Annotated in this window: 11 protein-coding genes, 3 tRNA genes and 1 pseudogene; 6 read left to right on the forward strand and 9 right to left on the reverse strand. The window is 50.0% G+C overall.

What is annotated here, in order from left to right; translation table 11 throughout:
* The coding region (locus tag ACP5D0_RS04860; protein WP_472364479.1) for a DUF6920 family protein at positions 1-319 on the forward strand (319 nt) is incomplete at its 5' end.
* A gap of 27 nt (positions 320-346) precedes the next feature.
* On the opposite strand, the gene ACP5D0_RS04865 is transcribed toward ACP5D0_RS04860, so the two are convergent.
* Positions 347-2,671 carry a methyl-accepting chemotaxis protein gene (locus ACP5D0_RS04865; protein WP_472364480.1) on the reverse strand — a complete coding sequence of 775 codons (2,325 nt, stop codon included), beginning with the start codon at positions 2,669-2,671 and terminating at the stop codon, positions 347-349.
* 70 nt (positions 2,672-2,741) lie between these two features.
* Positions 2,742-3,167: a rhodanese-like domain-containing protein gene (locus ACP5D0_RS04870; RefSeq protein ID WP_472364482.1), complete on the reverse strand. Its 426-nt coding sequence runs from the start codon at positions 3,165-3,167 to the stop codon at positions 2,742-2,744.
* Between the two features lie 209 nt (positions 3,168-3,376).
* On the opposite strand from ACP5D0_RS04870, the gene ACP5D0_RS04875 reads away from it, so the two are divergent.
* Positions 3,377-6,751, forward strand: coding sequence for a DEAD/DEAH box helicase (locus tag ACP5D0_RS04875; RefSeq protein WP_472364483.1), 3,375 nt, complete (start codon positions 3,377-3,379; stop codon positions 6,749-6,751).
* A gap of 212 nt (positions 6,752-6,963) precedes the next feature.
* Here the strand turns inward: ACP5D0_RS04875 and ACP5D0_RS04880 are convergent, their stop codons facing one another.
* The 3 genes and pseudogenes from ACP5D0_RS04880 to folD form a co-directional block, all read right to left on the reverse strand.
* Positions 6,964-8,316: a hypothetical protein gene (locus ACP5D0_RS04880; protein ID WP_472364491.1), complete on the reverse strand. Its 1,353-nt coding sequence runs from the start codon at positions 8,314-8,316 to the stop codon at positions 6,964-6,966.
* Positions 8,317-8,349: 33 nt separating this feature from the next.
* A pseudogene (locus ACP5D0_RS04885) lies at positions 8,350-8,442 on the reverse strand (SEC-C metal-binding domain-containing protein); the annotation flags it as partial.
* A gap of 46 nt (positions 8,443-8,488) precedes the next feature.
* Positions 8,489-9,343 carry a bifunctional methylenetetrahydrofolate dehydrogenase/methenyltetrahydrofolate cyclohydrolase FolD gene (gene folD, locus ACP5D0_RS04890; protein WP_472364484.1) on the reverse strand — a complete coding sequence of 285 codons (855 nt, stop codon included), beginning with the start codon at positions 9,341-9,343 and terminating at the stop codon, positions 8,489-8,491.
* 184 nt (positions 9,344-9,527) lie between these two features.
* Here folD and ACP5D0_RS04895 point away from each other — a divergent pair.
* The 3 genes from ACP5D0_RS04895 (at position 9,528) to ACP5D0_RS04905 (ending at position 9,839) form a co-directional block, all read left to right on the forward strand.
* Positions 9,528-9,604 (forward strand) — tRNA-Pro (locus tag ACP5D0_RS04895).
* A gap of 54 nt (positions 9,605-9,658) precedes the next feature.
* Positions 9,659-9,735 (forward strand) — tRNA-Arg (locus ACP5D0_RS04900).
* Positions 9,736-9,763: 28 nt separating this feature from the next.
* Positions 9,764-9,839: transfer RNA gene (locus tag ACP5D0_RS04905), tRNA-His, on the forward strand.
* A gap of 55 nt (positions 9,840-9,894) precedes the next feature.
* On the opposite strand, the gene ACP5D0_RS04910 is transcribed toward ACP5D0_RS04905, so the two are convergent.
* The 4 genes from ACP5D0_RS04910 to ACP5D0_RS04925 form a co-directional block, all read right to left on the reverse strand.
* Positions 9,895-10,209 carry a helix-turn-helix domain-containing protein gene (locus ACP5D0_RS04910; protein WP_472364485.1) on the reverse strand — a complete coding sequence of 105 codons (315 nt, stop codon included), beginning with the start codon at positions 10,207-10,209 and terminating at the stop codon, positions 9,895-9,897.
* Positions 10,210-10,290: 81 nt separating this feature from the next.
* The gene (locus ACP5D0_RS04915) at positions 10,291-10,524 is read right to left on the reverse strand and encodes a hypothetical protein (protein WP_472364486.1); all 234 of its coding nucleotides are present in this window, start codon (positions 10,522-10,524) and stop codon (positions 10,291-10,293) included.
* A gap of 237 nt (positions 10,525-10,761) precedes the next feature.
* Positions 10,762-11,067 (reverse strand): CRISPR-associated protein Csx16, encoded by a 306-nt coding sequence (gene csx16 / locus ACP5D0_RS04920; protein ID WP_472364487.1) that lies wholly within the window; start codon positions 11,065-11,067, stop codon positions 10,762-10,764.
* Positions 11,068-11,199: 132 nt separating this feature from the next.
* On the reverse strand, positions 11,200-11,730 hold the full coding sequence (locus ACP5D0_RS04925) for a hypothetical protein (protein ID WP_472364488.1): 531 nt from the start codon (positions 11,728-11,730) through the stop codon (positions 11,200-11,202).
* Between the two features lie 186 nt (positions 11,731-11,916).
* On the opposite strand from ACP5D0_RS04925, the gene ACP5D0_RS04930 reads away from it, so the two are divergent.
* The coding region (locus ACP5D0_RS04930) for a hypothetical protein (RefSeq protein ID WP_472364489.1) at positions 11,917-12,781 on the forward strand (865 nt) is incomplete at its 3' end.

Below are 12,781 nucleotides of genomic sequence, written 5' to 3' on the forward strand. Positions count from 1 at the left end.
ATCCTACAATGTCACTTGGCAGGCGCTGGACGACCAGCGTGCCCAGGTCACGCTAGCCTACCAGAATCTGTCTCAGACCATCACGCTGGTCGTCTCGGAAGATGGCCAACCTCAAGAAGTTCACTTTATGCGCTGGAGCGACGCCAATCCCGACAAAATCCATCGACTTCAACCCTTCGGTGGGCGCTTGAAGGACTTTCGGGAAGTGGACGGTTTCCGCCTGCCATTCGATGTAGAAGGCGGACATCATTTCGGAACAGACGACGGCTTTACCTTTTTCAAAGCCAAGGTAAAATCCATCCGCTTTGTCAACGTTTAAATGCCGGCAACAACAGATAAAATCGGGCTACACCTTAAACTTGGCGATCAACTGTTCCAGTTCGCTGACCGCTTCGCGCATGGCCTCCGATGCCGCTGTGGTCTGCTCTACCAGAGCGGCATTCTGCTGAGTGACATCATCGATTTCCCCGATGGCTTGGTTGATCTGATTCATGGATTGCGACTGGGTTTCCGACGCCGAACTGATTTCCGACACAATATCGCTGACACTGCGAATACTCTCAGTAATATGCTGCAAGGCCTGATCGGAACTTTCCGCCCGCTCGGTGCCCTCTTCCACGGCATGCACCGCATTTTCGATTAACCCTTTAATGTCTCGTGCCGCATCGGCCGACTTGCCCGCCAGGTTGCGCACTTCGCCCGCCACCACAGCAAACCCGCGGCCGTGCTCACCGGCTCGCGCCGCTTCCACGGCGGCATTAAGCGCCAGCAGGTTAGTCTGAAAGGCAATGCTGTCGATCAACGAAATAATTTCTTCGATCTTATGACTGGCGTCACGAATTTTTCCCATAGACTCAATGGTGGAACGCATAATCTGCGCCCCCTCTTCAGACTGTTTACGTGAATTTTGCGACTGTTGATTAGCGGAATGGGCATTGCCAGTGGTTGTATCCACGGCTTTGGTAATCTGCGAAATGGTTAAGGTTGTCTGATCCAGCGATTGTGCCTGTCGCTGCGTACGATCATTCAGATCCTGAGTGCCCTGATGGATTTGATCCACATTTTGCAGCAGACTGTGCACACCGCTAGAGGTCTGGTGAATCAGTTGTGCAATATTTTGCAGTGAGTTATTCAATTCGCCCGATAAAGTGCCGAACTGACCCTTATACTGCCCTTGCACTCGTTGCGTCAAGTCGCCTGACGCCATCGCCTTCACCACTTTTGCGATTTCATCCAGTGCCTGAGCGGTTTGCTCAACCCGTCCGTTGACGTTATCGCGCAACAGTTTCAAATCCCCGAACGCATCGGCCTGAACACGCTGGCTGAAGTCGCCCTCCGCCATATGCGTTAAAACACGGTTTGTATCTTCAATGGTGGCGTGTAGGCTGGACAACGCCGCATCCACTTCATACCGAATCTCTCCCTTGACCTCCTGACTCATGCGCGTGCTGAAATCCCCCTGGTGCAGGGCTTTGACAACCTTGGTTAACTCACGCATGGTGGTGTCCACACTTCGCGTGGACTGATTCACCGTTTCCTGCAACTCGGCCAATGCCCCTTTATGATCGCCCTGCATACGCTGGGTAAAATCCCCTTCGGCCACCGCGTGCATCACGCGATTGCTCTCTTTTAAGGCTTGCTGCATCAGGTCAATCAGTTCATTAATATCATGCGCTGCGGAGGCGATTTCATCTTTACCCCGAGTCGGAACCCGCACGGTAAAGTCACCGTTCTGCCGCACTTTCGCGACCGCCTCGTGCATCAACTCCAGTGGCCGCATTGCTCTGGCGAGGGTGTAACCGGTTGCCAAGAGCACCACCAGCAACCAAGCCAGTATGGCTAAAGCACCCCACCAGAATTGCGCATCACTGGCTTGATAGGTTTGTGTATCATCCGAAGAGGTCACCAAATACCCCACCAACTGATTTTGATAGTCGTAAATCGGTTGGGTCACGACATTGAAATCCAACCCCGCCTCCGACATACGATGGATGCCGTATTGATTAACCGGGATAGACGCTTGTTTGATGTAGTTCACCAAGGTATCGGAGCTTTTGGAAACCAGATGGTTATTCACACTGTAAATCGCCCAATCGCTGTTGGAAATGGCTTTGAACTTTGACATCACCGCAGAAAGCGACAACGCCATATCCACCACCGCAATCGGTTGCCCATGGCGTGTCAAAGGAAACACCAGATGAATTTCCGGCTCCGCCCCATCCACGGATTCGACGCCACTGAGGATTTTCATTTGACTCACGGAATCCGTCGCCAGTTGCAAATTGTAATCGCCGCTTTCCTGATCATTGCGGGTGTACAGCAGCTTATTATCCAGGCTTAGCAAACGCAGATTGGTGGTCACGCCGGTGGCTTCAAGGCGGTTACCGGTCGGGAAAATCCGCTTATGAATTACATCGAGATTCTTGTCCAGTATGGCTTGCATCAAAACCGGGTCGCGCGTGGTGAAAATAATGTTTTCTTCCATTTTGGAAATGGCGTGGCTGTAAAGACCACTGGCCACCGCCGTGGCCTTGGTGGATAAGGCACTCAGCACCTGAGTCTGCTTCTGCTGCAAAATGCCGTTAAAAATCATCATTAAAATAAACACGGTGATGAGAATGGCCGCGGCACTGAACAGAGCCAAACGGTGCTTGAGCGAGTTTAGAAACATGGGCTGGATCCTTTTAATATTCGTTCGATTCGAGAACTGACGCCGTGCGCAGCCATTTTAAACGGTCGTTTCATTCATACGGGTTTTCCGCATTTTTCCAGGCCGGAAAACCGTCTCGAAAGTAATACACATTGGTAAACCCCCAACTAACCAAATCCCGTGCCAAGTTCGCGGCTCTCAAACAATTTTCGGCATTGCAATAAGAAACAATCGGCGCATCGTAACGCCCGTCCGTGTGTGCCAGTACCGTCTGCGGGTTATAGACGTCACTTTTCGACATCATGTGCAAGGCTCCGGGAATGCGCCCCGCTTCCCAGTCGGCATTGCGGCGGGGGTCAATGCACAACACCCCTTGCATCCAGAGCTTTTTCACTTCCTCAACCGTGACCGTCTTCGCACCCGGCACCTCAGTCGGTGACACCTTCGCCATCACCGGCAAAGCCGTTGTCATCAACAGTCCCCATAACGTCAACACCACCCCGAATCGCATTGTCATAAACCATCTCCTAAACAGGCTCGCCATTTTAATTACAGGAATTATCCATCTAATTTAGTGAATCACCGCGCTTTTAACCAATCAGCAATACTTATCCACACATCAACCGAGGTTATCCGTGCAGTTTTGAGTGAATCCTCTTCCTGTGCTTTTGCAAAGCCCTTATAATAGCGCAAATCGCGCAAAACTTAACCTCAACAGAGATCTCCATGACCAAAAACCGCCCAGACTTCAGTGAAGACGACATTATCCGAAACTTTGAAGAAGGCGACTACAAGCGCGGCCAAACCGTCTTCCAGCACAATAAGGTGCAAACCGTCACCCAAAAACCGGTGCAAAACTACGACAAACACAGTCAGGTGTTTCAATACGAAGCCATCGTCAGTGGCTCGCACGGCGAAGAGTACGATACCCGAGTCACCATTATCGAATCCGCGCGTGAAAAAAAATCGGTCACCCTGATCGGCTACTGCGACTGTCCCGTGGGGGATAACTGCAAGCACGCTGTGGCCACCTGCTTAAAACTCTTGTCGCTTATCCAAGCGGAAAATGCGCAAACAGCGCCGCAAAGCGAAACCGCCAGGCCTGGTCAATCAGACAAGGCGTCGCAAAACGCCCAAAAAGTGGATGATTTCCAGTTTCAATGCCTGCTGGACGAAATTCAATTTCTCGGTCAGCGTCAGGATCACACCGCGGAAGAATGGTATCACTTTCATCTGTTTGACGGCACCGACCAGCCCTACAGCCATCATAAGCGCTCCATGAGCGGTGAGCTGAAAATCATGCGTCACCACTATACCTTGCGTGGCCGTCTGGCGAAACCCAAACCCATGCAGGTGTCCACCTACTTTAATAAGTTCAACGTCTTTGGCTACAGCGAAAACCACCGCATCGCCAAACTGATGCCTGCCGCCGCGACCGAGTCTTGGTACGTTTCCGCCATTCAGTTTGGCGGAGCGGCCGGTTATCTGCTGCTGAAAAAGCTGATACAGAGCGGCCACGCCTATTTTAAGTCTCAGCCGACGCCGCTTCAGTGGCTGAGCACGCCCCATGAACTGGAGCTGATCCACCAAACGACGCCAAACGGCGGCCACCAGCTCAAGCTGGCGTTTGATACTCAGCAGCAATTTCTGGTGCTGTGCGACCCGCCGGTGATGATTAACACGCTTGAGCACACCGCACAGGAAGTCATTTCACCCGTTGCGGCACCGGCACTGCCAAGCCTGATAAAGCTGCCGGACATGAACCAAAATCAATACAACCAATTGATTGAAACCCTCAGCGAACAGCAGATACAGGCACCGGCCGGTGAAATCTTCTCCCGCTTGCCGGAGATGGTCGGCATTGAACGCATCCTCATTGACTCCCCACCGGTTGGTTTGGTCACACTGCTGGAACCGCTGCCACACCCGCTGTTTGGTCTCATGTTCCTGTATGACGGCTACGCCATTTACCCAACCAATGCGGCCGAGACGGTGGAAAGCCGCTTGGAAAACCGTCTCATTACCATTCACCGTGACCGCAGCGGCGAAGCCGCTGTTGCCGCGCGTTTAGACGACCTTTTGACGGAAGTGCGGCTGTCATTTAACGATCCACCGCCGCATCCCGGCGGCGAGATGCTTTTCTATGCGCTGCAGTCGGATGACACCCACACCGAGCCAGGCCTGGCAAATTATCTGGCGCTATTGGAGCGCATGGAAGCCTTGGCTGAAGAAGGCTGGCAGTTTGATGGCTTTGACCAGGCCTGGCTCTCTTTGGTGGAAGCCGATGATATTCAGGTGGAAAGCGAACAAACCAATGACTGGTTCAATCTCAGTTTCAATATTCAGGTCAAAGGCCAGACGCTGCCCATGGCGCCGCTGCTGGAACAAATGCTGCAACGCTACGATCAAGTCAGCGACATGCCGGATACCCTGCTACTGTCGCTAAACGAACAGGAAATTCTCAAGCTGCCGAAAGACGATGTGGCGCCCTTGTTTGAAACCCTGTTGCAGCTCTACCAGCACGAACCCCTAGGGAAAGGCCTGCGCATCCAGCCGTTTAATGCCCATTTAATCGCCGGTTTATCCAACCTGCCCATGACCTGGCTCGGGGATCGTAAGGTCATGCAACTGGCCGACAAACTGAAGCACTTCACCCGCATCGAAACCCTGCCTCCACCACAGGGCTTGCAAGCGGAACTGCGCCCCTATCAGACCTTTGGGCTCAGCTGGCTAGACTTTTTATACCAACACGGCTTCAACGGCGTGCTGGCCGATGACATGGGGCTGGGTAAAACTCTGCAAACCCTCAGCTGGCTGCTGCATTTAAAACAACAGCAACAACTCACGCAACCCGCGCTGCTGGTGGTGCCCACCTCGCTCATCGGCAACTGGAAAAGTGAAGCCCATAAATTCACCCCCGACTTAAACCTTCTGACCATCCACGGCAGCGACCGCCACCAAGCGTTCGACGCCATTGAAGAGGCCGATCTGGTGCTCACCAGCTACCCGCTGTTACCGCGCGATGTGGATCAGCTTAAAAACACCGAATTCCAAGTGATTATTCTCGACGAAGCGCAAAAAATCAAAAACCCGCGCACCAAGCTTTACACCGCCCTGGTGTCACTGAAAAGCCAACACCGACTCTGCCTGACTGGCACCCCGATTGAAAACCACTTAGGCGAACTCTGGTCACTGTTTAACTTCCTCATGCCCGGGTTTCTGGGGAATCAAGCGCAATTCAAAAAACGCTACCAAAAACCGATTGAAGTGGAAAACGATCGCCAGATACAAGATCAGCTCACCCAGAAGACCGCCCCGTTTCTACTCAGACGCACCAAACATCAAGTGGTGCAAGAATTGCCCGACAAAACCGAAATCATCAAAACCGTGGAATTCGGCCAGGCTCAGGCCCGATTGTACGAAACCATTCGCGTCACCATGGAAGACAAGGTGCGCCAGACCGTGGCCGACAAAGGCCTGGCAAAATCGCAAATCACCCTGTTGGACGCCTTGTTGAAATTACGCCAGGTCTGCTGTGACCCAGGCCTGGTTAAAATCGAGGCGGCGAAAAAAGTCACGCAGTCCGCCAAACTGGAACTGCTGCTGGAACTACTGGAAGACCTGCTGGAAAGCCAGCACCGCATGATTATTTTTTCGCAATTCACCAGCATGCTGAAAATCATTGGCGACGCTCTGAAAAAACAGAAAATTGACTTCAGCCTGCTCACCGGGCAAACCCGAAACCGTGAGGCGGAAATCAACCGCTTTAAACAAGGCGACACCCAAGTATTTTTGATCAGCCTCAAAGCCGGTGGCGTCGGCCTCAACCTCACAGAAGCCGACACCGTCATCCACTACGACCCTTGGTGGAACCCTGCGGTGGAAAACCAAGCCACCGACCGCGCACACCGCATCGGTCAAGACAAAGAAGTGTTTGTTTACAAACTGGTGGTCGCCAACACCATTGAAGAGAAAATTCTGCAACTGCAAGCGAAAAAACAAGCGCTGCAAGACAAGCTTTACCAGCAAAACAAAACCGACGAGCAAGGCAGCATGACCCTCGAAGCCGAAGACCTGCTCAACCTGTTAAAAGAAATCTAGCCCGAACAGTTCACAAATTTGCACCGACCTTGATTGCTCCTTGATTCCACAAGAAATATTTTCTCAGTCGGCCGTAATCGTGGATACGGCACTTCTTCGAAAATTTCCTTGTGAAAACAAGGTTCTGCGCAATTTCAGCACAAATTCATGAAATATTCGGGCTAGCCCAAATGTTTGATCGTAACCCAAAAAACGCCTTGAATCCCAGCACATTATTCCATTTTCAACTGCGCTCTGAGCCAAGCAATATCCGGGTTCATGGGGTTAGCAGGGTCTTGCTGATTAGCGTCTTCAAAATCCAACAACAACGTCTCTAACTGCTCCCGACCTGCTTTTGTTTTCGTCGCTTGCCGTGGCGTTTTGCCCATTAAAGCCGGAATCGGATGCTCCAACCAACCCTGCCAATGGTTCCTGGCTTGAACCCTAAGCATGTCCAGTAACTGCGGTGACATATCATCAAAGTTTTCTAACGAAAACGCTGGCTCAGACGGTTCAGACAATTCCAAAGGCTCATTGGCGGAGGCCGCTTGCGTGTGAATCAAAGGCTTAACGCCTGAAGATTTAAAAGCCTCTGGCGGATGCCAAATCTGATCGACCAATGTGAGTTTTTTGCCAAAGCGACGGGTAAAGCTGGATTTTACCCGCCCTGCCCGTTTAGCCGAATTGGTGGCTACCACGATTCGACCTTCCGTCACGCTAAATTGAGCGAGCACGACGTCATACTGATCAACCCTTGGAAAATCCACCTGCTGCAATTTGCCTTTTGCATCGTATGTTGCCCCTTCCAGCAACATTTCATCCAAATCGGCAAATGGCGATAACGGCAAGAGGTTTTCAATCAGTTCATTCAAGCTAAGTTTTGTGTGATAAACCAATTCATTCGGCTCAATAAAATCACCATCCTGATTCCGCATAATCGGTGGCGCATTCACAATGCCATAAAATTGCCAATATTCTCGAATCAACGCCTCTTTTATCGACAACAAACCGTCTAGTGACAGGGAGTGATCCTGCTGAATGGCTTGACGTAAATTTAAAATAGGCTCGGCAAAACGACCAGGCAAGCTAAACGGAAAGCCGGAGATCATGACGGAAACAGTGTTCATACTGACGATTTTGGTAAAGAGAATGTCCCCTTTTATTCTCGAAATGGAAGCGGTTTGCTCCTCAACATAAACGTCTCGGTCCAATAACAGATCGTGTAGATAAAGCCCTTTACCCTCAACCACATCCTGCACCTGAACAAACGTAAAGGGGGCGTCCAGCATGGCAAACAGCACCTTTCTATCAAAAGGCTCCAATTCAAACAGGGTTGCAAACATATGCCCGAGCGTCCAACCTTGCATTTCGTCTACGGTCTCTGGTAGTGGCCAATCCAACAAAATGTAGTAAATCATCATTGATTGCCACAAACTTTCCCACTGCCCATCGTCCAACTCAAAAGGCATTAAGGTATCAAAATGTTCCGTTGCCTCCTCAATCGGCCCAAGAAAGGCTTCATCTCTAAGCCAGTCTTGCATCGCAATAATCAATGCGCCCTCCGCACGGCGAATTTTGTGCTGCATTAAACTCGCGGTTTCTTGCGCCGTGGCTTTTGATAAACAACATTTCTTATATTTTTTGCCGCTGCCACAAGGACAGGGATCATTTCTTCCAATATTCAACGTTAAATAACTCCAACATTCATCCATTCGTCAGGTTAATCTGCGCCAATAACAGACGGCTAAGCGGCGGCAATCAATCCAAGTCGCCGTAAGCCGCCTGCAAGGTGTTTTGCATCAAGGTGGCAATCGTCATGGGCCCCACGCCACCCGGCACCGGCGTAATCCAACTGGCCTTTTCCTTGGCGACATCGTATTCCACATCACCGCACAAGGTGCCGTCGTCCAAACGGTTAATGCCCACATCCACCACGATGGCACCGTCTTTAATCCACTCGCCTTTCACCATGTTCGGAATCCCGACGCCCACCACCACCAAATCGGCTTCAGAGACTTTCTGCGCCAAATCTTTGGTGGCACTGTGGCAGACGGTGACCGTGGCACGCACATTCAATAATTCCAGCGCCATCGGCACCCCCACGATATTGGACGCGCCCACCACAACGGCATCCAAACCGCGCAGAGGAATGCCGGTTTTTTCCAGCATGGTCATCACCCCGTGCGGCGTACAAGGCGCTAATGTCGGCATGCGCGTCGCCAAGCGCCCCATATTATAGGCATGAAACCCATCGACATCTTTTTTCGGGTCAATGCGTTCAATGATTTTTTCCGGGTCAATGTGATCCGGCACCGGCAGTTGCACAATAATCCCGTGCACATCGTCACGGGCATTCAGGGTGTCGATTTCCGCCAGCAACTGCGCTTCGGTCGTGTCGGCGGACAACACCATCGACACATCATTAAAGCCAGCTTTCTCGCACGCAATCTTTTTATTTCGCACATACACCTGAGAGGCCGGATCTTCGCCCACCAGAATAACGGCCAGGCCTGGCGGCTTGTGCCCCATCGCCACCTGCGCATCCACCTGCGCGCGAATGCTTTCTCTTAACGCCAGAGCAATGGCCTTTCCATCTAAAATTTTTGCCGTCATGGTGAATTTTCCTATTTAAAACAATATTTAAAACAATACTTACAACAACGAAACCTGAAAACAGCCAAACATCATAACTGATTTCACAGTTTTCGTTGTCGAAAGGACAGGCAATTTTTTTCATATTTCCCGATTTTAATGATTGACAGCACCCCGTCTGCTCTATAAAATACGCCGCATCTTTCGGAGTATAGCGCAGCCTGGTAGCGCACCTGTTTTGGGTACAGGTGGTCGGGGGTTCAAATCCCTCTACTCCGACCATTTTTATCTTGTTGATGATTCCCTATTCAGCACGATATCTAAGAGGTTCGATAAGCGCCCATAGCACAACTGGATAGTGCATCGCCCTTCTAAGGCGAGGGTTTCAGGTTCGAATCCTGATGGGCGTGCCACTTACGGTATGTCTTTCAAACCATTATGGCGGTTGTAGCTCAGTTGGTAGAGCCCAGGATTGTGATTCCTGTTGTCGCGGGTTCGATCCCCGTCAATCGCCCCATTCATCTTTCATTTCAAAAGCTTACCGAAAAAGTTTAACTTGCAAACCAATGTTTTTAAACACTTTGCAACCTCTCGATCATGTCTGGGTATTTTGCTGTAAGTGCTATAAGCGTAGAAGCTTGCTCATTCGGTTTTGAAACGCCTTGTTCCCATTTTTCCAAGGTGCGAGTTGAAACATGAAGGTAATGCGCAAAAACAGCGCGGCTCATATTGTATTTTTCTCGAATTGAACGAATTTGCTCTGCATTTAAACGAACAGAAGGTCTAGCTTCTAAATGGGTCGTTTTGAGTGTTAATTTGCCTTGTTCAAACTCTCGCACATCTTTTAAGCTAGATTGCAGCTCTGAAAATAAATCACGCTCAGTCATGTTTAATCTCCTCTACAATTGCCTTCAAAATCTTCTTTTGATCCGCCGTTAAATCAGAAACATCACTCTTGCCGTAAAGCGTCAATAAATGAATATGATCTTTTTATCTAAATACAGATAAATGGTGCGAATACCGCCACGTTTGCCTTTATTGGCAAGCTTCCACCGCAATTTTCGTAGGCCACCAGTACCTTGAACCACATCACCTGCAAGCGGCTGTTGAATCAAGAAATTCTGTAATTCACGGTATTCACAATCATTCAAATACTCGCTACGCAAACGCTCAAAAAGTTTTGATTCAATAAAAATCATCATGAAATTATACCCTTTATGGGTATAGATAAACAAGGTTCGTTAACGTTGTTGGCAAACTGATTAAAGGGGTTGTAAAGTCTGACTGCAAATGCTCGTAGTGTCGCTCAATCACTTCTACTCTCGGGGCTGTGATTTTAGCGATACTCAATCAGTTGACAGCATTCATCACCAAGTGGCTCATAAAATTGTGGCGCAGCGTAACGTTTTCCAGCTCATCAGGTAAGCTAACCCGTAAAGTTAATGCGATAACAACGCAGCTTTATGAACCGTATATTCGACCAGCTTTGCGCCAAACGCGTCCAACTGCTCGGCACTGAGTTCTTTGCCGCGCCATTCCAGCGGCACATTCATTTCCAGGTGAAAATAACGCCCCCCTTTGGCACAGACGGCGGCGGCCAGCTGAATGGGCAGAATGCCAATCACTTCATCACCGGGCCGAAGGGTCTGCGGGTCAAAATGCGTAATCACTTCATCAACCGGGAGGCCTCGCCGAGCAAACCATTCCAAAGTACCGGAATGCCGACTCACTAAATAACGCATCATTTCACTCCTTCTTCAAGCTTGAGTTTCTGAATGGACCGCTTGGCCGTTTGTGTGGAGATAATCATAGCCGAAATAGCGAAAGGTGTCGCCATGAAATCAGACAACTAAACGATTATAACGAATCACAGCGAATCATAGCTGCGACGCTTCCTGAGCACGCTTGGCCGCTTTTTCCTCGCGTGACTTTTTCAGGTAGGCCTGGTAAAAATCGTTATTGATATAGTTCAGCTCCATCTCAAAACTCATGTGCGGTGCGGTCAAGGTAATTTCCGTGTCACCGTCTTTCAACACCGCTTTTTTATTACCGACAAATGGAATCTGCTGTTCAATCAGCCGGTATTTTTGCTTCAAAGCACTGAGTGTGCTGTCAAACTTATGTTTTGGCAGCGTTAACAATATCGCCACCAGCTTACCCTGCACATCGAAAATCGCCGTGGCTTCCTTTAACTCGCTAACGCCCAGCTGACGGGTGGGTAACTCATACATCTTGCCATGGCTGTAACTGTTAATGCCGGTTTCGCGCGCAGTATATTTTTCCTGCATTTGCGAGATAGTCGCCTGCCCCACTTCCAATCCAAACGGGGCTGGGTCGGCCACCGCTGGTTTGCTTGCGGTTAAAACAACGCCTGTCAGAGTTAAACCCAATAAAACACCTTTTTTCATGTTCATGCTCCTTGCTGTGTGAATGGTTTCAGTGTGAGTTAAACGAGCACCAGTTTACTGACATTACAGCGCAAGACGAATTTCACAAATTTGTGAAACAATCGGTTTAAAATGACAGGGCTTTATACTGTGCAGGCGGCCAACACGGCACGCAATACGACTTGTTTCAATAAAAGGAATCAACGCATGGCCAATTCAAGACGCGCATTTAACGCCAAAAAAATCATTCGTACCTTATTTGGCGACAACACTGGGATCGCCGTGGGTGTTTTGCTGGGCATCGTGCTGTTTTCATGGGCCACTGACATGGGGATCGAGCTGATTCAGCAGATCGTCAAAGGCGAGCTTGAATTCCCGTTTGTGTGGATCGCTATTGTCATAATTGCGCTATTTATGGTTTTATTTGCCATCCTTCTATTCTGGGCGAAACAAAACAACCAGCAGGCCAGCCACACCCTCGAACTCATTACCCCAAAGCCGAATCAATTTAGCGTTCTGATTGGCGCGCTATCTTTCAACAGCAACGAGAAATATAACGAACTCGGCGCCTACTTTGATCAAGCCGATGAGCAACAAAACTTACTGGAAGAACAGTGGGTTCGTGGCTGTAATTATTACCCCCTATTAAAACTGCTGAACGAGAACCCCAGCATTCAAAGCCTCGTGCTATTGGTGTCCGACAAAACCTTTAAGCAAGCGGACTTATTTCACCGGCTGTTAAAACGCATTCACCCGACCGTCACTCTCTATGTTCAGCAAGCGCACAACGAAAAACCATTTGCTTATTCTGGCCAGGCCTGCACAAACGGCATCAGCTTTATCCAGCTGGACACCCTGTATCAAGCCTACCAAACCGCCTATGACTTCGCCATCGAAACGCTGCACAGTGCGCCTAACCAAGTGTTGGTGGACACAACCACCGGGCAGGCCACCAACTCCATTGCCGGAGCCGCCCTGCTGGCCGAAGGCAAACAACACACGGGCGTGATCATGGATTTCGGGCCTGAGAAAAAACTGCAATATTTCGACATTAATGCCGCCACACTGGATT

The sequence above is a fragment of the Hydrogenovibrio sp. genome, from assembly GCF_049975065.1.
Lineage (GTDB): Bacteria > Pseudomonadota > Gammaproteobacteria > Thiomicrospirales > Thiomicrospiraceae > Hydrogenovibrio.

What these genes read in the sequence shown, in the direction of transcription:
- ACP5D0_RS04865 (WP_472364480.1), bottom strand. Translation starts at nt 2,671, where the DNA reads ATGTTTCTAAACTCGCTCAAGCACCGTTTGGCTCTGTTCAGTGCCGCG.
- ACP5D0_RS04870 (WP_472364482.1), bottom strand. Translation starts at nt 3,167, where the DNA reads ATGACAATGCGATTCGGGGTGGTGTTGACGTTATGGGGACTGTTGATG.
- ACP5D0_RS04875 (WP_472364483.1), top strand. Translation starts at nt 3,377, where the DNA reads ATGACCAAAAACCGCCCAGACTTCAGTGAAGACGACATTATCCGAAAC.
- ACP5D0_RS04880 (WP_472364491.1), bottom strand. Translation starts at nt 8,316, where the DNA reads ATGCAGCACAAAATTCGCCGTGCGGAGGGCGCATTGATTATTGCGATG.
- folD (WP_472364484.1), bottom strand. Translation starts at nt 9,343, where the DNA reads ATGACGGCAAAAATTTTAGATGGAAAGGCCATTGCTCTGGCGTTAAGA.
- ACP5D0_RS04910 (WP_472364485.1), bottom strand. Translation starts at nt 10,209, where the DNA reads ATGACTGAGCGTGATTTATTTTCAGAGCTGCAATCTAGCTTAAAAGAT.
- ACP5D0_RS04915 (WP_472364486.1), bottom strand. Translation starts at nt 10,524, where the DNA reads ATGATGATTTTTATTGAATCAAAACTTTTTGAGCGTTTGCGTAGCGAG.
- csx16 (WP_472364487.1), bottom strand. Translation starts at nt 11,067, where the DNA reads ATGATGCGTTATTTAGTGAGTCGGCATTCCGGTACTTTGGAATGGTTT.
- ACP5D0_RS04925 (WP_472364488.1), bottom strand. Translation starts at nt 11,730, where the DNA reads ATGAAAAAAGGTGTTTTATTGGGTTTAACTCTGACAGGCGTTGTTTTA.